Origin of the sequence: Streptomyces sp. NPDC023838 (genome assembly GCF_040639555.1) — a bacterium.
Taxonomy (GTDB): domain Bacteria; phylum Actinomycetota; class Actinomycetes; order Streptomycetales; family Streptomycetaceae; genus Streptomyces.
This window is the reverse complement of the sequence record NZ_JBFAAD010000004.1, coordinates 31,358-53,224: the sequence shown is the minus strand read 5'-3', so window position 1 is coordinate 53,224 and position 21,867 is coordinate 31,358. Positions and strand designations below refer to the sequence as shown.

The 21,867-nt window shown below is 70.9% G+C and carries 26 protein-coding genes and 2 pseudogenes; 24 read left to right on the top strand and 4 right to left on the bottom strand.

Annotation, left to right across the window (positions count from 1 at the left end; genetic code table 11):
- Positions 1–61: 61 nt before the first annotated feature.
- From AB0G17_RS06505 to AB0G17_RS06390, 24 genes and pseudogenes are all read left to right on the top strand, one after another.
- Positions 62–634, top strand: coding sequence for a hypothetical protein (locus AB0G17_RS06505; protein ID WP_361376450.1), 573 nt, complete (start codon positions 62–64; stop codon positions 632–634).
- Complete coding sequence (locus tag AB0G17_RS06500) at positions 526–1,443, top strand: glycosyltransferase family 2 protein (protein WP_361376447.1); 918 nt, start codon at positions 526–528, stop codon at positions 1,441–1,443. The genes AB0G17_RS06505 and AB0G17_RS06500 overlap by 109 nt, the downstream gene beginning before the upstream one ends.
- Positions 1,443–3,419 carry a hypothetical protein gene (locus AB0G17_RS06495; protein ID WP_361376444.1) on the top strand — a complete coding sequence of 659 codons (1,977 nt, stop codon included), beginning with the start codon at positions 1,443–1,445 and terminating at the stop codon, positions 3,417–3,419. Before AB0G17_RS06500 ends, AB0G17_RS06495 begins: the two co-directional genes overlap by 1 nt.
- A 2-nt stretch (positions 3,420–3,421) precedes the next feature.
- Positions 3,422–3,772, top strand: a complete 351-nt coding sequence (locus AB0G17_RS06490; RefSeq protein WP_361376441.1) for a hypothetical protein — start codon at positions 3,422–3,424, stop codon at positions 3,770–3,772.
- Positions 3,773–4,662: 890 nt separating this feature from the next.
- The gene (locus AB0G17_RS06485; RefSeq protein ID WP_361376438.1) at positions 4,663–6,000 is read left to right on the top strand and encodes a hypothetical protein; all 1,338 of its coding nucleotides are present in this window, start codon (positions 4,663–4,665) and stop codon (positions 5,998–6,000) included.
- 38 nt (positions 6,001–6,038) lie between these two features.
- A complete protein-coding gene (locus tag AB0G17_RS06480) occupies positions 6,039–7,280 on the top strand; it encodes an MFS transporter (RefSeq protein WP_361376435.1) in 1,242 nt (413 codons plus the stop codon).
- A gap of 29 nt (positions 7,281–7,309) precedes the next feature.
- Positions 7,310–7,810 carry a hypothetical protein gene (locus AB0G17_RS06475; protein WP_361376432.1) on the top strand — a complete coding sequence of 167 codons (501 nt, stop codon included), beginning with the start codon at positions 7,310–7,312 and terminating at the stop codon, positions 7,808–7,810.
- Positions 7,811–8,001: 191 nt separating this feature from the next.
- Entirely contained in the window at positions 8,002–8,361 is a 360-nt protein-coding gene (locus AB0G17_RS06470; RefSeq protein WP_361377172.1) for a hypothetical protein, read from the top strand.
- Positions 8,358–9,260 (top strand): hypothetical protein, encoded by a 903-nt coding sequence (locus AB0G17_RS06465; RefSeq protein WP_361376429.1) that lies wholly within the window; start codon positions 8,358–8,360, stop codon positions 9,258–9,260. Before AB0G17_RS06470 ends, AB0G17_RS06465 begins: the two co-directional genes overlap by 4 nt.
- Before the next feature lie 23 nt (positions 9,261–9,283).
- Complete coding sequence (locus AB0G17_RS06460) at positions 9,284–9,991, top strand: hypothetical protein (RefSeq protein WP_361376426.1); 708 nt, start codon at positions 9,284–9,286, stop codon at positions 9,989–9,991.
- Between the two features lie 20 nt (positions 9,992–10,011).
- Positions 10,012–10,752 (top strand): hypothetical protein, encoded by a 741-nt coding sequence (locus AB0G17_RS06455; RefSeq protein WP_361376423.1) that lies wholly within the window; start codon positions 10,012–10,014, stop codon positions 10,750–10,752.
- A gap of 28 nt (positions 10,753–10,780) precedes the next feature.
- Positions 10,781–11,191: a hypothetical protein gene (locus AB0G17_RS06450; RefSeq protein WP_361376420.1), complete on the top strand. Its 411-nt coding sequence runs from the start codon at positions 10,781–10,783 to the stop codon at positions 11,189–11,191.
- Between the two features lie 450 nt (positions 11,192–11,641).
- The gene (locus AB0G17_RS06445; protein ID WP_361376417.1) at positions 11,642–12,031 is read left to right on the top strand and encodes a hypothetical protein; all 390 of its coding nucleotides are present in this window, start codon (positions 11,642–11,644) and stop codon (positions 12,029–12,031) included.
- On the top strand, positions 12,028–12,837 hold the full coding sequence (locus tag AB0G17_RS06440) for a DUF317 domain-containing protein (RefSeq protein ID WP_361376415.1): 810 nt from the start codon (positions 12,028–12,030) through the stop codon (positions 12,835–12,837). The genes AB0G17_RS06445 and AB0G17_RS06440 overlap by 4 nt, the downstream gene beginning before the upstream one ends.
- 44 nt (positions 12,838–12,881) lie before the next feature.
- On the top strand, positions 12,882–13,232 hold the full coding sequence (locus AB0G17_RS06435) for a hypothetical protein (RefSeq protein WP_361376413.1): 351 nt from the start codon (positions 12,882–12,884) through the stop codon (positions 13,230–13,232).
- A complete protein-coding gene (locus tag AB0G17_RS06430) occupies positions 13,229–13,588 on the top strand; it encodes a hypothetical protein (protein WP_361376410.1) in 360 nt (119 codons plus the stop codon). Before AB0G17_RS06435 ends, AB0G17_RS06430 begins: the two co-directional genes overlap by 4 nt.
- A complete protein-coding gene (locus AB0G17_RS06425; RefSeq protein WP_361376407.1) occupies positions 13,585–14,418 on the top strand; it encodes a DUF317 domain-containing protein in 834 nt (277 codons plus the stop codon). The genes AB0G17_RS06430 and AB0G17_RS06425 overlap by 4 nt, the downstream gene beginning before the upstream one ends.
- 113 nt (positions 14,419–14,531) lie before the next feature.
- On the top strand, positions 14,532–15,092 hold the full coding sequence (locus AB0G17_RS06420) for a hypothetical protein (RefSeq protein WP_361376404.1): 561 nt from the start codon (positions 14,532–14,534) through the stop codon (positions 15,090–15,092).
- Positions 15,049–15,351: pseudogene (locus AB0G17_RS06415) on the top strand (hypothetical protein); the annotation flags it as partial. The gene AB0G17_RS06420 and the pseudogene AB0G17_RS06415, both read left to right, overlap by 44 nt.
- A 277-nt stretch (positions 15,352–15,628) precedes the next feature.
- Positions 15,629–15,889 (top strand): hypothetical protein, encoded by a 261-nt coding sequence (locus AB0G17_RS06410; RefSeq protein ID WP_361376401.1) that lies wholly within the window; start codon positions 15,629–15,631, stop codon positions 15,887–15,889.
- Between the two features lie 37 nt (positions 15,890–15,926).
- Entirely contained in the window at positions 15,927–17,720 is a 1,794-nt protein-coding gene (locus AB0G17_RS06405; protein WP_361376398.1) for a TraM recognition domain-containing protein, read from the top strand.
- An 86-nt stretch (positions 17,721–17,806) separates the two neighbouring features.
- Positions 17,807–18,082, top strand: a complete 276-nt coding sequence (locus AB0G17_RS06400; protein ID WP_361376395.1) for a hypothetical protein — start codon at positions 17,807–17,809, stop codon at positions 18,080–18,082.
- Complete coding sequence (locus AB0G17_RS06395; RefSeq protein ID WP_361376392.1) at positions 18,079–18,657, top strand: hypothetical protein; 579 nt, start codon at positions 18,079–18,081, stop codon at positions 18,655–18,657. Before AB0G17_RS06400 ends, AB0G17_RS06395 begins: the two co-directional genes overlap by 4 nt.
- Positions 18,658–18,704: 47 nt before the next feature.
- A pseudogene (locus AB0G17_RS06390) lies at positions 18,705–18,974 on the top strand (hypothetical protein); the annotation flags it as partial.
- Positions 18,975–19,239: 265 nt separating this feature from the next.
- Here AB0G17_RS06390 and AB0G17_RS06385 read toward each other — a convergent pair.
- From AB0G17_RS06385 to AB0G17_RS06370, 4 genes are all read right to left on the bottom strand, one after another.
- A complete protein-coding gene (locus AB0G17_RS06385; protein WP_361376389.1) occupies positions 19,240–19,824 on the bottom strand; it encodes a DUF4352 domain-containing protein in 585 nt (194 codons plus the stop codon).
- Between the two features lie 124 nt (positions 19,825–19,948).
- On the bottom strand, positions 19,949–20,419 hold the full coding sequence (locus AB0G17_RS06380) for a hypothetical protein (RefSeq protein ID WP_361376386.1): 471 nt from the start codon (positions 20,417–20,419) through the stop codon (positions 19,949–19,951).
- A gap of 67 nt (positions 20,420–20,486) precedes the next feature.
- On the bottom strand, positions 20,487–20,639 hold the full coding sequence (locus AB0G17_RS06375) for a hypothetical protein (RefSeq protein WP_361376383.1): 153 nt from the start codon (positions 20,637–20,639) through the stop codon (positions 20,487–20,489).
- A 486-nt stretch (positions 20,640–21,125) separates the two neighbouring features.
- Entirely contained in the window at positions 21,126–21,674 is a 549-nt protein-coding gene (locus AB0G17_RS06370; RefSeq protein WP_361376380.1) for a DUF4262 domain-containing protein, read from the bottom strand.
- Positions 21,675–21,867 lie beyond the last annotated feature (193 nt).

Below are 21,867 nucleotides of genomic sequence, written 5' to 3'. Positions count from 1 at the left end.
GCACACCCAACTCCTCGCTCCTTCAGCCGTTCCACTCCCCTCCTCCCCCCTTCGAGGTTCCTTGTCCACCAGTTCGTTCGTGGCCCGCCCCACCGACACCGGCTACACCGGGGTGTACGTCCACTTCGACGGCTACCCCAGCAGCCGTCTTCCGCTGCTCCTGGCGGCCTACCAGTACCGCTTCAACCGCGATGTCGAGGCCATAAGCGTCCACCTCGTCGACGAGGTGGACGTCGCCTGGGACGAGCTGGGCACCGACCTACTCGACGGCGCGCCCAAGTCCCTGGCGACCCAGCTGGCCGGCCGCGACCGGTGGCCCAGCCGCCAGATGCACAACGTCGTCAACGCCGACGGTTCCCCGGCCGAGCGGGAGGTCATCACCGAGGCCAACTCCAGCTATCTCGAGTGGGGTTACATCCTGCGCCCCGAGGGGATCGAGGTGATCAGCCTCACGGAAGTCGCCCGCGGGCCGGTCGTCGCCTGGGACACCGATCCGCGCACCCGGTTCAGCGACCATCCCTCCCTGTGGCTTCCCGGACAACCGGTGCCCGCCACACGGCCGCCGCGCAGCGCGCCGCCCCTCGCCGCGCCGGCACCCGCCTCACCGGCCGCACGGCCCGCCGCCCACCGCTGACCTCGCCCCTTTCGTCTCTGGAGAACGTCCTGTCCTCGCACTCCCGTCCCGACATCACGGTCGTCATCGCCACCCGGCTGCGGCCCGAACGCCTGGGCTACCTCGCCGAACTGCACGCCAGCCTGATGCGGCAGACCGTGCCCTGGGAGGCCGTACTCGTCCTCGACGGGGCCGACCGCACGCTGCTGCCCGAACCGCTGGCCGCCGATGCCCGCATCCGCGTGGTCGAACTGCCCCGCCCGGTCGGTGCTGCCGCCGCCCGCAATCTGGGCCTGCGCACCGTCCGCACCCCTCTGGTGTGCTACATGGACGACGACGATCTCGTGCCGCACGACAGCCTCGCCGTCCGGCACCAGCGGATCACCGAGACCGGTCTGGGCTGGGTGGCGGGCTGGAGCGCCGACTTGCACGAAGACGGCTCCACCACGATCTGGCGCTGCCCGACGCCCCCCGGCGTGCACCAGCCCGGTGACGTGACCGGGTACTGGACCAGTCCCGAAGCCCAGATCCCGCTCGGCCAGACCATGCTGCTGGCCCGCACCGAACTGGTCGTGGCCGCTGGCGGGCACGGGGGACTGCCCCAGGGCGAGGACTTCGTCATGGTCAACGGCGTCACCAACCTCGCACCGGGCGAGCTGCTGCCGCACGTCGTCTACTACTACCGACAGCATCCCGCCCAGATGACCGCTGGCGGCGCCGCGTTCCTTGAACTGGAGGGCCCCGCCCGCGAGTTCGCGTTCCGGCACGGCCGTGCGCTGCGCACCGCGCTGAAACGTTCGCGCACCGGCGGGCTTGAGTTGGCTGTCTGATGGCCTCCGGTGTCACCCAGACGACCTTGGACTACCTCGCCCGGCGGCTCAATGAGGTCGCCGCACAGCTGCCCACCAGCCATGCGGAGGTGGACCCGGTGGCGCTCACCGACGACATCGCCGTGCTCGCGCACCACCTTCTCTACGTCGGCGAACGTGCGCAGGAATGCTTCGCTCAACCTGAGACGGTCTACCTCCCCGAGCGCCAAACTCTGATGCGGCTCGCCGAGGCGATGACCGCCATCACCGGCGCCATGGGCCACCTGACCGGGGCCCTGGACTGTGTGTCCACCGGCTTCTACCGCGAGGCCATCCCCGGGGTGGAGACCTCGCACCTGCGAGGCGACCCCAAGACGCTGCGGATCATCGCGGCCGAGAAGTGCGCCACCGCCCGGACCCAGCTGATCGCCACCGCCGCGCAGCTGCACACCGAGGCCGGCGGCAGAGCCGAGCGGCCCCGGCGGATCCCCGGCGGCGCCTTCGCCGCGCCGCTGACCGATGGAGCGGCCACCCGCCAGATGGCCAGCGCCCTGGTGCACCGCGCCCACGAGCACGGCGCGACCATCACCACCAGCCCCCGGCCCTACCTCGGGGACTTCGGCGAGGACGTCGCTGCCCGGCTACCCGGCACCTGGAGCGCGCGCCTGGAGCTCTACTACAACCCTCTCGTGCAGGAGGACCTCATCGGCCCGCTGTGGGACAGCGGCGACCTCCTCCAGGCGCTGCTCCACGACCCCGTGCCCGGCGCGGTCGTCCTCACGAACGGGATGGGTACCGAACTGCTGCTGATCGAGCGCCCCGGTCACAGCAGCGGCTATCTTCTGGGCGCCTTCGCGACCGAGGAGTACGACGACAACTGGGAGGAGCCGAATGCGCCGCGCAGCATCGTGCTGCCCGGCGAACCGGCCCGCGCTGCTCGCCTCGCCGTCACCTCGTTCCTGCCCTTCTACAGCCGGGCCCTGCACCAGCGGCGGCTCGACACGGTCCTGCGTGCGCTGGAGCGCATCCGGTCCGAGTACGAGACGCTGCAGGCCATCAAGGCGTCCGGCCGCTACAGCGACTGTGCCGCTCGCCGACGCCCAGATGATTCCCGAGATGGAGCGCACGTTCGCGGACTACGCCTGGCTCTCCTTCCGCGACGTTCTCGAGCACGCTCCCGTCCTGCTCAGCCGGTGCCGCCCCGCCATGACCGCCTGGCCCCAGGACGCTGCCGCGCTGGGCCGTCTGCGCACGGCACTCGCCGACAGCCAGGAAACGCGGGACGAGGACAAGGCCCTGAGCGGCGTCCTGTTCTCCGTCGGCGGGTGGAAACAGGCGCGCAGCCGCTTCGGTCTCGCCGCCCTGCCCGCGATCGAGACCTGGCTCGCCGGCAGCGAGGCGTTCGAGCGCCAGGCCCGTGCCGCCGTCCCCGGCGGACCGGTGGCGCTGTCGGCTCCGAGCCCGCGCCTGCTCACCGCCCGCCCGGCAGCCCCCGCCGCGGCCCGGCCGTCGGCGGCACACCGCTGACCCACGCAGAAAGGATCCGCCCTCTGTCCGACCACTTCCACTTCGCCGTCCACCCCGAGTACGGCTTCGTCGCCGCCCCCACGGCCGCCGTCACCCCGCACCTAGCCGAGTGGTTCCTGACCCGCGAGCAGTTCGAGCCCGTCCCCGACCTGCCGGGCGTGTACCGGATCACCCAGCCGGAACAGGACGGCCAGCGCCGCACCCGCCAGGCCGTACAGGACCTGCGTGTCCACGGGTTCACCGTGCAAGCCGACTACTCGCTCGACCCCGCGGTCACCCCCGAGCCCGCCCGGCCGTACGTCCGCAACGGGCTGATGGAGCGCCGCCAGCGCATCGCCCAGGCCGCCGCGGTCGCCTCGCCACAGCGCGCCCCCGCGCTGTCCACCGCCCCGGCACGGCCCTCACCCCAACCGGCCGCCGCCCCCCTCGCCCCAGGCTCCCAGGGCGCAGGGCCGGCACGGGGGCGGTGAGCATGAGCACCGAGCCCATCCGCATCGCACGCAAGAACGGCGGCGAAGTCGAAGTCGACGGTCCCGTCGACAAGTTCGCCGCCCAGATCCTCGTCCGTGCGGGCTTCATCTTCCGCCCGACCCTGCGCGGCGTGTGGATCCGGCTGCACTTCGACACCGGCCAGGACAACGAGAACCGGCAGGCCACCCATGCCGCCCAGATGCTCAGCGCCGCGGGCTACCAGGTCGATCTCGACCCGAACCTGCTGCCCGCCGCCGGGCACCGCGCGCCGGTGAACTGGTGGCCGCCGCGCATCCCCGCCTCGATGCCGTCCAAGCCTGCGCCCAAGTCCCCGCAGCCGCCCCGACGCTGATCCCTCACGACGTAAGGCCCCATGCCCCCCTCCGCCCAGATCACGCTGTACCTCAGCGCCCACGACAAGATCATTGCCCTGCCGAGCGGGACCGGCCGCAGGTGGGCCGAGACCTCCCTGGACCTGGCCGGCTTCACCACGAACCACAACGAGATCCGCACCCTGTCGCTGGACGCCCCGCCCCGAGCGCGTCAAGCACTCACCCATCTCCACCAAGCCGCCCGTGACTGCCAGGTGAGCGTCGCCACCCACCCCCGCCCCTACCTCGGCGACATCGCCGAGACGATCGTGGCGGCGCTGCCCGGCCACTGGATGGCCGACATCGAGCCCCTGCGCGAGCCGCAGGACCAGCACTATCTGCGGGACTACGTGTGGGAGACCGGCGCTCTGCACGACCTCCTGGAGAAGAACAGCCTGGGCTTCGCGGCGATCCTCCGCGACGGCGGCGGCACCGAGCTGCTGCTGATCGAGCGTCCCTCGGACGGCGCGTACGTGGTCGGCGCCCTGACCCCGAGCCCGGATCACGTCCATGTGACAGACCCGGCTCCGCGCAGCATCACCGCCTCCGACGCCCGGCTCGCCGCCCGGTTCATCCAGACGCGCCTGCTGCCCGACTACGAGCGGGCCGTCCATCTCTCGCGGCTCGCCGAAGCCGAGCACGACCTGCGCTGGGTCCAGGAGCGCGAACCCGGGACGTACGACACCGTCGACCTGGAGTCGGCGCTCTACCGGTTCCGCACCCACGCCATCGCATTCATCGCCACCCTGCGCGGCGGCACCACGCCGCTCCCGGTCGAACAGGCCATCTTCCTGGATCGCATGGAGGACGGCCTGAACCTCGACGCGCTGGACGACCCGGATCCCGAGGCGCTCGCCGATGCGGGGGCGGTGTGGCTCATCGACGGCGAGGAGCTGATCGAGATGGCACGCGCCGCCACACCCCCTGCGTCCGTCATCCCGGCCAAGCCCAAGGCGCTGCCCACCGCCGCGCTGCCCCTGCCGGCCGTCGCCGCGCCTGCCCCCGGCCCGCGCCGCTGAACCCTGCCTCGGAGTACCTCATCACCGATACCCGCGCCGAAACCCTCGGTACCGCCCTCGACGAACTGCACACCTTCAACGGCCAGTTCGCGCTGATCCACACGCGCTACGAGCGCGCCTGGGCCCACGCGGCCAACGCCCCGGACGCCTCCCATGCCACGGCAGCCATCGCACGCGGCCAGCGCCAGGAAGCCGCCGAGGCGTTCGAACGTCACGTCCTGCCGCACGCGGACACGCTCCTGGCCTCCGCACGCACCGCCGTGGACGCCATGCCGCCGGCCCGGCACCATGCCGCCTGGCACGAGCTGATCGACGACCTGGCCCACGCAACCGGACAGATCAACCGCATCCGGTCCGCGCCCGCCGACCAGCCCACCGCCGATGCATCCGCTGTCCGTCACCTGCAGCTGTGGCCCTACGTTCCGGCCTGGGCCGAGCGCTCCTTCATCATCAGCAACCTCGCCGAACAGCACCGCCCCACAGGCCCAGCGCTGACATCCGAGGAACAGCAGCTCTGGACGGACCTGGCGCAGGCAGCCTGGCGGCGCGGCGACTTGGATATCGACGACGTCTGGTACAGCGCCGACAACGAGCTGATCACCCGGGCCTATCTCGTCGAGAACGGCGAGCAGACCGTGGTGGTGCTGGCCGGTGAACTCGGCAGCGAACAGGTGCGGGTCCTCGGCCACTACGACACCGTGAACGAGGCGGTCCAAGCGGCCCCGCCCGCGGTACCCGCAGGAGTCCTGAACCGCAACTTCGCGCCCTTCGCGCCCCAGGCTCCCCAAGCGGAGGTGCCGGTCGCGAAGCTGGTCTGGCAGGTCGACGAGGCGCGGCACTCCGGGGATGTCTACATGGCGCTGCTCGATGCCGTGGACGACTCCGGCTTCTCCTGCGGTCCGCTGCCCCGCCTGGCCGAACTCCTCGACCGGGCGGCGGCGTTCGCCGATGCGCTGGAGACGAAGCAGGGGCAGCGCTCCGCCGCCCGCCTGTCCGTCCTCGCGCGGCAGCTGGGCGCGCTCAGAGAGGAAATCGAGTCCGCCACTGAGGGCCTGGGGGCCGGCGTTCTGCCACCCCACCGCACGCCACGCCCCGTGTTCCACGTCCCTTCCGCACCCCCGGCACCTGCGCCCGCGCCGCCCACAGGACCGGCCGCACCCCCGACCCCCGGCGCGGCCCGCCGCCGCTAGCACCCCGTCCCGGGGTGTCTCACCCCAGAAAGCGTTCGTTGACCTCTACCACTGGCTCCGGCCCGCTGCTCGCGCAACGCCACGTCGCCCGCCTGCTGTTCGGCACGCTGATCGGCCGCCTTCCCAACGGCATGTGCCCGGTCGCAGTACTTCTTCTCGTCGCTGACCAGGGTGGATCGCTGAAGACGGGCGGGCTGCTGTGCGCGCTGTACGGACTGGCCTCCGCCATCGGGCAGCCGGTGTTGGGCCGCATGGTCGACCGGCGCGGGCAGAGCCTGGTGACCGCCACCGCGGTCCTGCTCACCACGGTCTGCCTGCTCGCCCTGTCGGTGGTGGAGGTCGCCGCCCGTCCCGGGACGGCGGCCGGTCTCGTCGCGCTCGCCGGGCTGAGTACCCCGCCGCTGGAGGCAGGACTGCGGGCTCTGTGGCCCGCTGTCCTGCCCGACGAGGCGCAGCGCCGGGCCGCGCTCGCGCTCGACACCGGCGTCCAGGGGCTGATCTACGTCACCGGGCCCCCGCTGGTCGCGGTGCTGTCCACGACGACGGGCCCGCGCACCGCGATGGTGGTGAGCGCCGTGCTCGGGCTGCTCGGCGCCGCCGTGGTGCTGAGCGCCGCGCCCTCCCGGCGTTGGCGCCCCGCCCCCACGGCTCGCCGCACCGGGGCGCTCGGCCCCCTGGCCCACCCGGGGCTGCGGTGGCTGTTCGTCGCGGTGAGCGGCACCGGTCTCGCCCTGGGATCGATGAATGTGTGGGCAGTCTCGCTCGCCGAGGATCTCGGGATGGACCTGCTGTCCGGGCTGATCCCCGCCGCGCTGTCCACTGGCAGCCTCGTCGGCGGCTTCCTCTACGGGCGCCGGACCTGGCCGGGCTCGCTTACCGGGCAACTCCTCACGGCAGCAGCCCTGTTCGCGGCCGGATGGCTGCCGCTGATGGCTGCCACCGGCCCCGTCTCCGCGGTCGCGCTGACGGCCGTGCCGGGCCTGCTGCTCACCGCCGTGATCACCTCGGCGTTCCTGACCGTGGACGCCCTCGCCCCACCCGGCACCACGACCGAGGCGTACGCCTGGCTGATCGCCGCCGTCGGCACCGGCCAGGCCGCCGGGACCGCCCTGGCCGGAACGCTCGCCGAACATCCCCACCTCGGTGCGGCCCTGCCCGCCGCCGGCGCCGCACTCACGCTGACCGTCCTGCTCGTCGACCATCGCGACATCGCCGTTCCCGGTGCCACCGCCCGCCGCCGGGGCCGGCACCGCCGCACAACGGCGCACGCCGCCCGCTGAACACCCGCTACCTGCAAGGAGATTCACCCATGGCTGTGCGAACGTCCTATGAAGTTGTCCACACCTGTGGACACGCCGTGACCCGCAATCTGTCCGACCGCCCCGCCGACAAGCGGGCCGCCTTCGCCCGCTGGCTCGCCTCCAAGGAGTGCACCGACTGCTGGAAGGCCGCCCGCGATGGCGACAGCGCGAGCAAGGAGGAGTGGCTCGCCGCCCGCCGCGCCGCCGAACAGCAGGCGGCTGCCGACTGGGCCGTCCAGTTCGACATGCCCGCGCTCGAAGGCCCCGAAAAGGCTCTGGAGTGGGGCGAACGCTCCCGCCACCAGCTGGTTACCGCCGCCTACACGGCGCTGGTCACCGAAGGCGACACCTGGGACGAGGCGGACTGGGCCGTACTCGAAGAGAAGATCCGCACGATCACCCGCGCCGGGTGGTGGATCGACCAGCGGGACGCTGAAGGCACTGATCTTCCCGAGCTTCTCGATGCCGCCACCGAGGCCGATCGCGGCACGGAGAACCCGTTCCGCTAGGGCACGGTGAACTCTTCGGGGCAGGCGAGGGATGCCTTATACCCGACGATCCCCGGTTAGCAAAACCGGGGATCCTGCGGACCATTGTCCTTCCCGCCGCCACCCCGTGCCGTTCGTGGAAGGACCCCCTCGTGCCCCAAGCTGTTCGCCCGCCCTACGTTCCCGCCGACATCCTCACGCCCACGAGGGACATGACCCATGGCCACTTCCGGCCCGGCGACCAGGTCGTCATCCTCAAGGGCGTGGCCGGCGGGGAGCTGTGGGGCGATGCCATGACGGTGGTGAACCCGTCCTGGCACACGCCCACCGACGAGGACGGGTGGCGGCTGCGCGACCCCAACGGCGGGCAGCAGACCTTCGTCACCGCCCACCCCCGCTACCTGGTCCATCTCTCGCGGCGCTGCCCCGACTGCCTGATCTACCTGCGCGCCCTGAAGGACTACCTGATCCCGAAGTTCGCCGACGCGGGCACCGTGATCGACTGCGGGTGGTACTCCACCACCGCGCTGAACCAACTCGTGCACCTCGCAGATGCCCGGGGCGGCCGGTGATCCCGTACATCCACGAGGCGGAGTTCTTCCCCTCCTTCCCGCTGTCCGCGGCCCTGGGCCACGAGATGAACGAACAGGATGTGTTGGGTGATCTCGTGGTGGCCAGCGCGCCCCTGGACTCCAGCATCGCCGCGGGCGGCCCGCAGGCGTGGAGGTTCGCCGACTGGGAGGAGTACCTCCTCGCGCCGCGCGATCTCCACCCCTACGCCGCCGGGCCGAACGCCAACGACCCCGAGATCTTCCATGTGGCGGTCCGGCTGCACCCCGCCGACCGGGACCTGCGTCCGCCGGAGTGGGCGGAGATCGCCCAGCGGCTGACCCGCGTCACCGGCCTCGCCCCCGCCGGGGATGAGCGCGCCTGCCGCTGGGTCGCTCTGCAGGCCCGCCCCGGCCGGCTCGATGTGATCGCCAACCTCATCCGCGCAGACGGCGCCTGGGCCCGACAGCCGTGGCCCCTGCAGGAGGTTCTCCGCACGGAGTGCCACCTGATCGAGGGGGACCTGGGCCTCGTGCCCGCCCAGCCCCACCGCGGGCGCCCGCTGCCCGCACATCTGCTGGCCCAACGCCCCGCACTTCCGAGGACGGTGGCGGATCACTCCCCGCCCGCGGTGGCCGCGCAGCTCGCCACGCTGATGTGCCAGCTCGCCGACGAGACCAACGGGCCCATCGCCTCGGTGCGCGGCCTGGTCGAGCAGGCCGCCCACCGGCTGGAGGAGCTGCCCCACGCCTACGGGCCCGACGCGGCCCACCGGCTGGAGTGGATCGCCCGGCGTCTGCACGGCATCCAGCAGGACCTGGAAACCACCGCAGCGGATCTCCCCGGAGCAGGCCAGCGCGCCGCCCTGGTCTCCATCACACCGCCGGCACCACACTCGGCGCCCGCGCGCCGCTCCCGCTGAACACCCCTGAGAAAGCACTGCCCTTGGCCCTTGCCGACCGCCACCTGACCCTGCAACGCGACGTGCACTCCGGCGAAGTCCTCGCCCGCGGAGGCGACCCGGAAGCGCACAGCATCCTTGAGCGCACCGGCTTCGTCCCCGTCGTCCGCGTACACGAGCAGTACCACCGGCTGCCCACCGGCCTCGACGAGGCCGAGGAGGAACGTCTCGCCACCCGGGCCGTGGCCCGGCTGCGCGCCGTCAAGTACGACATCGCCTGCGACGAGGCGTTCGAGACCGAACTGCGCGAGGCGCACTACCTCCCCCTCGGCGCCTTGGTCGCCCACCAGGCCGAACGCATCCGCCAGGCGACCACCACCGACGAGGTCGCGGATGCCCTGAACGAGTTCACCGCCGCCCATGACGGCATCCTCACCGCACTCGACGATGTCCTCGCGGCAACCGCCGAGTTCTGCCAGAGCCTGGGCGGGGCAGCCGACATCGACACCGCCGCCCGGCTGCGCTACCTCGCCGAAAGCCGTCTGGACGTGCTCCGCGCCGACTTGGCCGGCGTGCGCGCCGATCTCGCCGACCGGCACACGCCTCACCCGCAGCGCAGCGTGTGCAGCGCCGAAGTCGGCCCAGGCGAGCGCGAAGCCTCCGCCGTCTGCGGCTGCCCGCCCCCGCCCCGGACCACCCCAACGCCCAGCTCGGCGCCCGCTTTCCCGGCCCCCGTCGGACAGCGGCGCTGATCACCATCCCCGAGGAACCCATGCACGACTACGAATCCGCCCCCGACCTGGCGTCTTTCGCCATCGCCCTCGCCGACGAACTCCCCGGCCACTGGACCAGCGAGCACCAGATACATGCGCACTACCCCGACCAGTTCGCCCGCGCCGAACACGTGTGGGACATGAACCTTCTCGCCCAGGCGATTGCCGAGCACGTCCTGGACCAGGACGCGGTCCTCACCCGCGATGACGGCGTCCGCCTGTACGTCATCGCGCGCCCCCGCAGCGGCGAGGAGTTCCTCGTCGGCGCCGTCGCTCCGGCCGGTATCCCCGCGGAAGCCTTCCGCACCGTGCGCGAGCCCGACGGCATCGTCGTCCCCGACGACCCGGTCCAGGCCGCCGCGGACATCACCACCGACCTGCTGCCCCGCTATGACAGGGCCCTCGCCCAGGTCCACGACCATGCTGCCCGTCTCACCCCGGCCGCGTCCCCGGAGCTTGTGGTGATCACGTTGAGCGGCCGGGACTTCCACGTCACCAAGCCCGAGCGGGCGGATGCCGCCCAGATCCTCGCCGCCAACGGGTGCGTCTACGACCCAGACCAGGACGCGTTCGTGCTGTCCGGCAAGGACACCGCCGCGCAGGCCCAGGCGATCCAGCGGGCGGCAGCGCAGCTGGACCGGCTCGGCATCGGCGTCAGCGTGCGGCTCCCGCAGGCCAAGCCGGCCCTGGAGGCCGCCCCCATGGCGGCCACGTCCAAGTCGCCTGCCCGGCGGCGATAGGCCCCATCAGAAGGGAGAAGCCCCGCCCGTGGGTAACAGAGCCGACGACTACGGCAGCGATGTCGAGATCTACCGCAAGCCCCTGACCGACACGGTCTACGCCGAGACCCCCACCGGTGCGCCCGAGCAGCTCCTGGCCCTGCTCGACGCCCTCGGCCTGGAACGCAGGACCACGGTGACGGCTGGCCCCGTCTATGTCTGGCACGAAGTCCCCGGCCACCTCAGCGAGGACGAGCAGGAGAAGGCCGCCACCCGGGCCCTGCCCTCCCTGCTTCTGGCCGGATACGTGGTCAACATCCCCGACGACCTCTTCGATCCCACCGCCTACCAGGAGGCGGTCGCGGACATCCGCAACCACCGCCACCCCACCGCCACACCTCCGGCTGGCGCCCGGCCCGCGTCCAAGGCCCCCGGGCGCGCCAACTCCGCCCGGCGGTGAACCACAACGCCCCGGAGCCCCCGTCCCTGACGCTCGCCGACGAGTGCGACGTCGACGTACTTCGGCGGCACCGCCTACCCATCCGCCCGCGCCTCAAAGCGACCGTCGCCACCGGCCCCAGCCCCTGCGACATCGCCCTCCGCCAGAGGCCACCGCTCCCGTCGCTCCCCCTGACCATCCTGTTCGGCCGACCCCTGCAAAGGGGCCGGCCCCGCCACCCGAGAGAGACCGCACATCCCCGCACTCGACCGCACGCCCCCGCCCATCACCGCCGCGCGAAAGCCGCGCCTGGCCGCAGCCCTGTTCCGCCGCTACCTGCGCGCCGTCGCCGTCGGCAGCACGGAGCGCCCCATCTCTCTGGCTGGCGCCCGCCCCGAAGCCACCCTCAGCGAAGCCGGTCGCCTCGGCCGCCTCGGCTGACCACTCCTCGCCCTCGCCCTACGGAGGCCCATGACCAACCAGTTCAACTTCGCCGCAGACCTCGCCAAGGACATCGCCTTTCGCTTGAGGGTCCTGGACGAGTGCCTCACCGAGGCCACCCCGCTCCAGGCGTCCGAGATCCTCAGCGAGGTCCTCGACATCGACAACGGGCTCCTGACCGGGGTGACGCACCTGGTGGAGACCGGCTCCCGGTTCGCCCAGAGCCAGCCCCACCGAGGGATGCTCCCGCCCATGGTGTGGCTGGCGATGGGCCGGGCCGCCAACGAACTCCACAGCGTCGGCATGGATCTTGACGAGCACGCCGACGCCATCAAGCAGCTCGGGACACCGCCCTCCACGGCAAGCACCCTGCCGCCCACGCCCGTCGCCTCCGCCATGGTCGTCAGGAGAAGCCGGTGAAACAGCAGCAGTGGACCGGCTGGGGCCCCGGCGCCCAGCAAGCCGAACAGCACTACCTGGTCGAGCCCCGCTACCTCGCCGGCGGCGGCGACATCCGCTACGTCAGCGAGTTCCTGCGCGCCTCCGGCTGGAACGACAGGTCCAGGACCGGCGGGCCGCTGGTCTTCGACAGCCCGGACAAGGCGGTCCGCATCGGATACGACCCGCACGTCCAGCCCGGCGGCTGGACGATCTCCGGGACGGCCGCTCCCGGCCAGGAAGCGTGGCACGCGACCTTCACCCGCCAGGTGCCCGTGGAGATCGTCGCCGGGTTCACCGACGCGCTCACCCGCCCCCGCTCCGCGCACGCGCCCAACGTGTGGGCTCCCCTGCAGGAACAGCGCTGGCAGACCGAGCAGGGCCAGCACTTCACCGCCATGAGCCCCGACGGCGGCGCGTGGATGCAGTTCCACCAGTCCAAGCCCGGCGAGGCTCTGTGGTGGGCCGGGGCCCGCAACGAGCACGGCCGGATCTGGGACGCCTCCTTCACCGCCTCCACCCCGATGCACCTCGTCCAGGCGTTCAGCACCGCGCTGGCCGACCCGCAGCAGGTCATGCGCCCGCGCGGGCATGTGCCGCCCTCCACCCGCATCCGCACCACCTCCGTGTCGGTGCGGCCCGAGGAGCTGTCCGCCTGGCAGCAGGCCCGCATCCGAGCCGCCCGCGCCGCCACCTGGGCCCGCAACTCCTGGGCCACGACCCGGCCCCGACGCCAGACGCCCGCCGCCGGCCCGTACGCCCAGGCAGGCTCCCGAACCCGCCGCTGACCAGCACTCCGGCCATCCCGGCCTCAAACCGAAAGCACCCCGACTTGCCCCACCGCGCACCCGATGCCCCCACCCCCGACCAGGTCCGCCAGGCCACGAGCACCCTCGCCGACCTCGCGGCCTACCTGCGAACGCATCCCCCGCTCGACGACGCACTGCCGCTCCTCGCGCCGCTGCTCGACGAGGACGACGGCGTCCCGATCCTGCTCGGCAGCGCCCTGCGCTGCACCGAGCACCTCATCGGCCAGCAGGCCGCGTTCCCCGTGCCCGACGAGACCCGCCTGGTCATGGACGCCTTCCGCGAAGCTGCCCAGGAAGTCACGGACTGGCATGTTCTGCACTGGGACGTACAGCGCCTGAACACCGGCCGCACCGCTCCAGCGAGCGGCCGATGAGCCCCGCCCGTCGTGCGCCGAGCGCCGACGAGATCTCCGAGGCCCTCCACGTCCTGCATGAGGTCGACGAGTATCTCCGTGAGCCATCGTCCTTCTGCGACGCCCGGACGGTTCTGGCTCAGGTCCTCGACGAGGACTCCGGGGTACCCATGGCGCTGGGCAACATCCTGCGCTCCACCGCCAGCCTCATCGAGGGATACGCGCTCCTGCCGCGGCCCGTCGAGATCCGCCACATCATCGCCAGGATGCGAGCAGCCGCCCCCGAAGTGACCGACTGCCATGATCTGCACCGGGACATTCGCCACCTGGGCAGTCATGAATTCGACCTCACCGTAGAGGCGCCAGCCGCCCAGTGACCCGCCCCTACATCTCCACCCGCGCCAACGCCCCGCACGACACCATCTGGTTCGAGACCCAGCCCCGCTATCTGGCCGGACGCGGCGATCCCCGGCACATCACCCAGGCACTGCGGGCCGCGGGCTGGGCGAACCACTCCGACCCGGCCTTCCCCCACGTCCTGCTGGCTAGCCCCGACTACCGGCACACCGTGGTGCTGGAGCCCGACCCCGAGCCCTACGGGGCATGGTGGCGTATCCGCGGCCAGGAAGAAGACGGCCGGCGCTGGTACACCGAGTTCGGCGCGCACACTCCCGTGGAGATCCTCGCCGCCCTCACCGACGCGCTACTCGAACCCGCCCCCGCGCAGACGCCGCCGATCTGGTCGCCGCTGACCGCGGCGGGCTGGTCCTACGAGCGCGACGAACACGGCAACGAGATCGCCCGCCACCCCGACGGCATCCTCAGCCTGGAACGATGGTCCGTCGAGCCGGGTGAGACCTTCCACTGGCGGGCCCAAGCCGCCCTGCCCACCGGCGGCGGAGGCTTTCAGCGCATCTGGCACGCCTACCTCGACGAGCAGACGCCGCCCCACCTGATCGCCACATTCGCCAGCGCCCTGGCCGACGCCGGGCCCGTGCAGCGCGGCATGTACGACGTGCCGCACTCCCACCTGGTCACCCAGGAACAGCGCGGCCCGCAGGACGAGCAGCTCGCCGCTGCGCACGAGGTGCGGCTCAAGGCGATGCGTGCCGCCGCGCGCAAGGCCCGCCGCACGGCCGCGCTCACCGCGGCCTCACCGGTGCCCCTCGTCGCACCGGTCGCTCCCGCCCCCGGCCGGGCCCGCTGAGCGAGCCGGGCGGCGCTGCCGCCCGGCTCACCGCCCGCCCTTGTTCCTTCATCCGTCTGAGAGCGTTCTTGTCCCCCACTGCCCCCGCCCCCAATGAGATTCACCGCGAGCGCTTGCACCAGCTCGCCGCCTTCCTGCGTGAGAGCGAGCAGATCCTCGCCGACTTCGACGCCTGGCGAGAGGAGCACAGTGACCTCGACGGCTGGCCCCTCGACGACGACGAGCACAGCCGTCGTGCCGTCAAACGCGACGCGGACACCTGGCGGTCCTTCAATCGCGTCCGCTCCTTCGCCAAGGAACTGCTGGCCACCGCCGAGGTCCAGGTGCAGCAGCTCAACCCCGCGCACCTCCAGTCCCGCTGGCCCTGGCAGCTGGGCGTCCTCGATGACGCCCTCAAGCAGCTCGGCACGCTGCAGCAGCAATGGCTCGAAGCCCGTGACGCGCTGCCCCCGTCCGCCCGGCCGGGCAGCTTCGCGTACGACGACGCGCTCGCCGAACGCAACGAGGAAGCCTGGTCCTACCTCGACGACTGGGCCAGTCACGGCAAGGCTCTCCTCGAAATCCAGGCCGCCGCCCAGGACCACCCGCTCCGCCCACCGGCCCTGACCTCGGCCACGACGCACGTACGCCCTGCGGCTCCCGCCGTGGCGCCGTCTGCGTCGGCCCGGAGGTGACCGGCTTGCCGCACGACGTCGACGTGGTCCTGGTCGCGCCCCGCTACCTCGCCGGCCCCGGCGACCCGGCCTGGGTCACCGTCCCGCTCCACCGCGCCTGCCACTGGAGCACCGCCGAGGACCCGCTGGTGCCCCGGGTCATCCTGACCAGCCCCGACCAGCTCGCCCAGCTGCGCATCGCCCCCGACCCGGACCGGCCGAGCCGTGGTGGACCCTGCGCCATGCGCACCACGGTGACCAGCGGGCCTGGTCGATGACCTTCGACGCCCACACTCCGGTCGAGATCATCGCTGCGGTCACCGACGCCCTCACCGCCTCAGGCCCACGGCCGATGGTGTCGGGCGACCCGTACGAGACGCTGCGCGCGGCAGGCTGGCACGCTCCCCGCCACCACGACGGTCACACCTCTCCCCAGGGCATGACCGCATCCGACGGCCTGGCCCCGCGTCGACCTCACCGTCCACGAAGACGGCCGCACCGCCAGCTGGATCGTCGAGACCTCCGTCCACCACCTCCCCTCCATCTGGCGCGCGTACGTGTACGGCAACACCCCGCCCCACCTGGTCTCGGCGCTCTTCGGCGCACTGGCCGACAAGACGCACCTGGTCCGGGAACCGCACGGCGTGCCCCACCTGGCCGCCACCCACGGTCGCATCAGCCCCGGCCAGATCAGCGCCGAGACCTTCGCCTTCGCGCTGGAACGCCGCACCACCGCCCTCGCGCAGCGGCGCACCCCTCCGCCACCAGCCGCTGCGCCCTCCTCGCTGAACGTGCCCAAGCCGCGCCGGACCCGCTGACCAGCCAGTACCCAACTCCCCCTCTGGAACCGCCCTCTTGCCCCAGCCCTCCACCAAGTCCACCGACGCGACCGACATCGTCTTCAAGGTCCTTCTCGGAGCGCTCGCCGTCGGCGTTCCCCTGTCCAACCTCGCCTGGCTCGGCGGACAGATCACCGCCTGGGCCACCGACTCCGGGCACGGCGCCCCCTACCAGCCCGTTCAAGCCCTCCTGCACCCCGAACAGCTCTGGCCCGACCTGGGAGAAACGTCCCTGCTGATCGGGACGCGGATCCTGCCCGGCGCCGTGCTGATCGCGCTCGGCATCACTGCCGCCGTGCTCTACACGCGGCACAAGGACACCAGCGGCGGGCGCAAGAAGCGCATCGACGGCATGGCCAAGCACACCGACATCGAGCCGCTGATGGCCAAGGCCATCACCTCCAAAGCCCGCTCGCTGCGCCCGAGCCTGAAAAACACCAAGCACATCGACGCCCGTGACACCGGCATCCTCCTCGGCAACCTCCAGGGCACGAAGTACGAGGTGCGCATGGGGTATGAGGACGTCGCCGTTGCCATCATGGCGCCGCGTTCCGGTAAGACCACCAGCTTGGCGATCCCCTCCATCCTCAACGCGCCCGGCCCGGTCCTGCTCACCTCCAACAAGGCCGCCGGCGACGCCTACACGGCCACCCTCGACGCGCGTGCAGCTGTCGGCCGGACGTGGTCGATGGACCCCCAGCAGATCGCTCATGCTGCCCGCGAGATGTGGTGGAACCCCCTCGCTGACGCCAAGTCCCTGGACGGGGCAGGGCGGTTGGCTGGCCACTTCCTGGCCGCGAGCGTCGACGCCTCCCCGCAGGGCGACTTCTGGTCCAAGGCCGGCAGCAACATCCTCAGCCAGCTCTTCCTCGCTGCCGCGCTCGACGAGCGGCCCATCACGGACGTCATGCAATGGCTCGCCTTCCCCGCCGACCGCACTCCGTTGGACGTCTTGCGTGACCACGGCTTCGCCGCGGTCGCCGCCCAGCTCAAAGGGACCGTGGAAGGTCCGCCCGAAACGAGGGACGGAATCTACGAGACCGCGAGGCAGTACGCCTCAGCCCTCCTCAACAGCGAGATCGCCCGCTGGGTGACCCCGCAGAAGGACGTCCCCGAGTTCAGGCCGGCCGACTTCGTCACCTCGAAGGACACGCTCTACCTGCTGTCGAAGGATGGCGGGGGCGGCGCCTCGGCCCTCATCGCGGCGTGCGCGGACTCGGTCATGCGGTCGGCGACCGCCCAGGCGGAGCGCGCCGGTGGGCGTCTGGACCCGCCGATGCTCGCGATCCTCGATGAGGCCGCGAACGTGTGCAAGATCAGTGACCTGCCGGACCTGTACTCCCACCTCGGCAGCCGCGGGATCATCCCGATCACGATCTTGCAGTCCTACCGGCAGGGCCAGAAAGTGTGGTCAGACGCCGGCATGGACGCCATGTGGTCCGCCTCCACGATCAAGGTGATCGGGAGCGGAATCGACGACCCGGACTTCGCCGACAAACTGAGCCGCCTGATCGGCGACCACGACGTCGAGACCACCTCCACCTCGCACTCCGAGTCCGGGAAGAGCACGTCGGTGTCGATGCGGCAGGAGCGGATCCTGGCCGCCGACGCCATCCGTGCCCTGCCCAAGGGCACCGCGCTCGTGTTCGCGACCGGACTGCGGGCCGCGATGCTCGACCTGCGCCCCTGGTATCTCGAGCCCGGCGCCGACGAGCTGTCCGCCGCCTCGGCCCGCGCCTCGGCGGGCATCACCGAGCGGGCCGTCGCCAAGGCCGCGCCCAGGAAGTCCGACTACGGCCCCGCCGCATAGAACTCACCCTTCGCCCTCGTTCCGCTCGGCTTCCCGCACGTCCCTCTGCATCTGCGCGCCGAGCGTCAGCACACCTGGAACCGCCTATGACACAGATCCACAACGTCCCCGACGACTGGAACCCCGGCCACCGCTGCTGCCTGGAATGCGGCAACAGCGACCCCGACGTCACGTTGCGGGCCATCACTCACGCCGCAACGAACCAGCAGGCTCTCGCCTGCACCCGGCATGTCGCGGACGTTGCCGCCGTCCTCGATTCCTCTACGTCCGCGCCGCAACCTGCGGCCGAACAGGCGCCGAAGCTCACCACCGCGCCAGCACCGGCTGTCGCACCCGCCTCTCGGCACCGCTTCCGGGCATGACTCAACCACCCGCCGACGCGACGCGTCCCGCCCGCCTCCGGTGCGGCCACCTAGCCCTGCCCCGTACACCGAAGGACCTGTCCATCTCCCACGTAAGTCTCGCCGAGTTCGCCCCCGCCCTGGCCCGCTGGCTTCCTGGCCTTTGGTCCGCCGGGCTCCATCACCACTCGGGACCGGACCACCGCCATGCCCGCACCGACCGGGTCTGGACCCCGTTCGACGAGCGCCCCTCCCTCGCCCGGTTCGAGCCCGTCACCGACGCCGTCCTGACTGGCCCGAACGGGCAGGGCCTGTATCTACTGCCCCACCGGGCCGAGCGCGTGCTGGTCTGCCCGCTCATCCCCGACGACCTGCACGAGGACATCACCGACCGCATGCTCGCGCCTCCGTGCATCACGGTTCCCGCCAGCCCGGCCCGCGCCGCCTGGCGGCTGCAGGACCGGCTCCTTCCGTACTACCTCGGCGCCCTCGACAGCGCCCGCCGCGCCCAGCGTGCGGCCAGGACCCTCGCCCAGCCCGCCTCTCTGCCGCACCATTTCACCCCGCCGCCCGCCGGTGCGGTGCGCGGGCGCTGAAATCCCTTCCCCTCTTGCGACCCCGCCCCTTCTGATCGGAACCCCTTTTGACACAGCCCGCATTTCGCGCACTTTCTCCCGGCGCCGGCGTTCAAAGCACAGCGCTACTTTGCCTGTCGGCCGAGGGAGCCCTCCCGAAGATCGACTATGCGATATTCGCGGACACACAGCGGGAACCCAAGGCCGCATATTCTCACCTCGACCGGCTGGAGCGTGAGATAGCCACACCGGCAGGCATCCCAATCTTCCGGGTGACGTCCGGGAGCATTCGCCAAGACGCCCTTGATCCGCATCACCGGTTCGCTTCAATGCCCCTCTAGAGGCCACAAGTTCAGGATCACCGAAGGGCTGACGCGGCGGAACTGGAGGGGTCGACAGGGCTGCTTAGCCAGTGTGCACCCTCAAGTTCAGAAGTCGTTTCGAAGGCCGACGTCGCAGGTCAGTCGCCGCTTCAGTCGATAGACAAAGACGCCGTTCACGGAGGGCGTCACGGTGAAGGCCAGAACGGCGACCTCCGCAAAATACCTGCTATGCCGGAAATGAGGCGGCCTCACCGAGGTCACGACGCGGCACCTGGTGATGTCAGGGCACAGTCCATTGGCCGGTGTTTCCGGAGAATCCGCTGTTCATCGCGAACTGTACTTTGGCGATCTTGGAGGCCACTGAGACCTCGAAGGTGATGAAGCCCAGTCCGGTGTCGCCTGGCGCGATGGTGACACTGCCGGGGAATGCGGGGCCGGCGTTGGTGTCCCCGTACGTCGCGTCGAACTGCTGGCCCTGGGTGTCCACGACCTTCGCACCGTTGCTCGGAGAGTCGTTGTAGACCGCGGTCCCGGTGTTCTTGAGTCGGAACTGGACCGCCACGAAGCGCATGCTCGCGTCCGGACTGGAGTACTGGTTCTTGGCGCCCGCCGGATCGACCACCTTTACAACGGTGACGGCGAGTTTCTCTCCATCATTGTTGCCTGTGAGATCGAGGGTGTTCCCCGCCGTGGCGGAAGAGGCCCGGGACTGAGTGGGGCTCGGCTGCTCCGTGTCAGGCGTTTCCTGAGCCGGTGTACGGCTCACCGGGGGGCTGCTTGCTGGCGTGGTGGTGACCGTCTCATCCGAGCAGGCCACTGCGGCGGCAAGCAGCCCAGAGAGCACGAGGGCGAGCACGCGGCGCATCGAACCTCCCCTGGTACCAAAGCGCCCACCAGAACGCGGAAAGTAGAGGCGGGCTCAATGATCCTCCTCACCGCGAACGTACGCACTCGGGACCGTGAGAGCTTGAGGTTGACCTTTGAAGCGCTCAGAGGTTCGCGGTGGGGTCGCGGCGTCCGTAGACGGCATCGACATACCGCTGGGCGGTATCGGGTCGCAGTCCGAAGACCGCCGCGATGTGCAGAGGGTCGCGGACCCCTGCGGCTTCGACTTCGCCGAGGATCCGGTCCTGCCGCAGAAGATCGAGGCTGGCTTCCTGGCCACGCAGGGCAAGTCCGAGCCACCACCGGCTGACCGGGCTGTCGTGATGGGCAGTCTGCTGAGTGATCAGGAAATGGGGGTTGGTCGTACTCGGCCACCTGCGGTTTCGGTAATCGAGGTACCGCTGGATGGCTCGTCGGGTGAGGTCGTCGACAGGGCGGGACTGCCCCTGGACGGTGAACCGGCGGTTGGGCAGATCGGCATCCTCCAGAGCCAGGGCCTGGAGGTGTACCGCTCCGAGCGCGTGGTGACCGGTCAGCACCGTCACGAGCCACGTTGCGGGGGTGTGCGTGATCACTCCGATTTCTTCCAGGACGGAAGCCGGCAGGCGGGTGAGGATCCCCTGTCCCGGCCTGCGGGTGACGTTACGGCTCAGCCGGCGGGGCGGGATCGGCGAAAACCTTCTGCTGGGCCTCGAGGAAAGCGAAGAGCGAACGCAGCGCGGTCAGCCGGGTGTGCCCGTCTCCGCCGAACGACGTCGGTGCTTCGAGGGCGGCAACGACCTCGGCCTTGGACATCTCGCGAAGGGTTCCGTGTTTCCCCCGACCAGGACAGCAGGATCGGCCGGACCTGCAGCAGGTAGTTCTTCCAGGTGAGTTCGGCTTTGGGCCGGCGGCGGGAGTTGCCGTTCCTCAGAACATCCATCCAGTCGGCTACGTCGGTGCGGATGCCGGTCGGCAGACAGGCCAGGTTCCGCTCCAGCCATTGGTCAGGAAGCGGCTGAGCCTCGTGCACAGCAGCATCTCCGTGGACATCGAGCGGCACAGAATGCCAGCCGTCCCTCATTCGCCAGAACACCAGCAGCCCATACGGCCACGAATCGCGGCCCTCCGTCCAGCAGAGGGCGACCGCTCGTGACTCGTCCCAACGCCCATCCGGAGCACAGCCGAAGCCGTCAAGAACTTCCACGACGGCATCGACGTATCGGACCATCTCCGGGTAGTTGAGCAGCTCCGTACCGTCCGCGGCAGCCACGGTCTTCTCCATATCGCGAGGTCTGTGGTTCACAGTTCCGCGGTCCATACACCCTCGGGGTGGTCGCCCGGGGGCAGCCACAGCCGCGGCTGCGAATGCCAGTAACTCTCCTCAGCCTGTTCCTCCCAGTAGAAGCGGCCGCCCGCATCGGGCCACGCAACTTGCAGGAAAGGGAAAGGAGGCCGCCGGTAGAACCGGATCGCCCTCCCGAAGAACGTCCTGTACCACCGCAAGTCGACGGCCCTGAGCACCAATCGATGGCCCTCGACCACGCCCTGATGCTCTTGACCAGCCTCCAGTACCGCACCGCCAGCGGCCCGGCCTCCGACCGCGTTGAGAATGCGGTGCATGTCATGGACGTCGAGCCCGAACATGGCGAGCTCAGGAGCACCGTACGTGTGCGCCAGGCCGACGGTGTAGGCAAACCCAGGGCCGACCTCGTCCTCGGGAACCATCACGACGTGCCAACCGTGCTGCCGCACGTTCTCAATGACCGTCAGGTCTACCCGGTCCGCTTCGTCGCGGTCGCCATAGTCGTGGCAGAGGACGCAGCGGCAATCGAATGAATCACGGGACATGCGCTGAGGCTACGGGGACCACCTGCAGGAAGTGCAGGCAGACCCCGCGACCTCCCTACGCGGCGCTCTCGTCGATGAAGGCCATGAAGTTGCTATGCCCCACCCTTGCCAAGTTCAGCAAGCCCCAGCTTGAGGGCTTGCCACGCGGCCCCTTCACACCCCCGCACCCCCTATCGAAAGGTCACATCCTTGT

What these genes read in the sequence shown, in the direction of transcription:
- AB0G17_RS06455 (WP_361376423.1), top strand. Translation starts at nt 10,012, where the DNA reads ATGCACGACTACGAATCCGCCCCCGACCTGGCGTCTTTCGCCATCGCC.
- AB0G17_RS06430 (WP_361376410.1), top strand. Translation starts at nt 13,229, where the DNA reads ATGAGCCCCGCCCGTCGTGCGCCGAGCGCCGACGAGATCTCCGAGGCC.
- AB0G17_RS06495 (WP_361376444.1), top strand. Translation starts at nt 1,443, where the DNA reads ATGGCCTCCGGTGTCACCCAGACGACCTTGGACTACCTCGCCCGGCGG.
- AB0G17_RS06385 (WP_361376389.1), bottom strand. Translation starts at nt 19,824, where the DNA reads ATGCGCCGCGTGCTCGCCCTCGTGCTCTCTGGGCTGCTTGCCGCCGCA.
- AB0G17_RS06395 (WP_361376392.1), top strand. Translation starts at nt 18,079, where the DNA reads ATGACTCAACCACCCGCCGACGCGACGCGTCCCGCCCGCCTCCGGTGC.
- AB0G17_RS06445 (WP_361376417.1), top strand. Translation starts at nt 11,642, where the DNA reads ATGACCAACCAGTTCAACTTCGCCGCAGACCTCGCCAAGGACATCGCC.
- AB0G17_RS06375 (WP_361376383.1), bottom strand. Translation starts at nt 20,639, where the DNA reads ATGTCCAAGGCCGAGGTCGTTGCCGCCCTCGAAGCACCGACGTCGTTC.
- AB0G17_RS06470 (WP_361377172.1), top strand. Translation starts at nt 8,002, where the DNA reads ATGACCCATGGCCACTTCCGGCCCGGCGACCAGGTCGTCATCCTCAAG.
- AB0G17_RS06490 (WP_361376441.1), top strand. Translation starts at nt 3,422, where the DNA reads ATGAGCACCGAGCCCATCCGCATCGCACGCAAGAACGGCGGCGAAGTC.
- AB0G17_RS06400 (WP_361376395.1), top strand. Translation starts at nt 17,807, where the DNA reads ATGACACAGATCCACAACGTCCCCGACGACTGGAACCCCGGCCACCGC.
- AB0G17_RS06475 (WP_361376432.1), top strand. Translation starts at nt 7,310, where the DNA reads ATGGCTGTGCGAACGTCCTATGAAGTTGTCCACACCTGTGGACACGCC.
- AB0G17_RS06370 (WP_361376380.1), bottom strand. Translation starts at nt 21,674, where the DNA reads ATGTCCCGTGATTCATTCGATTGCCGCTGCGTCCTCTGCCACGACTAT.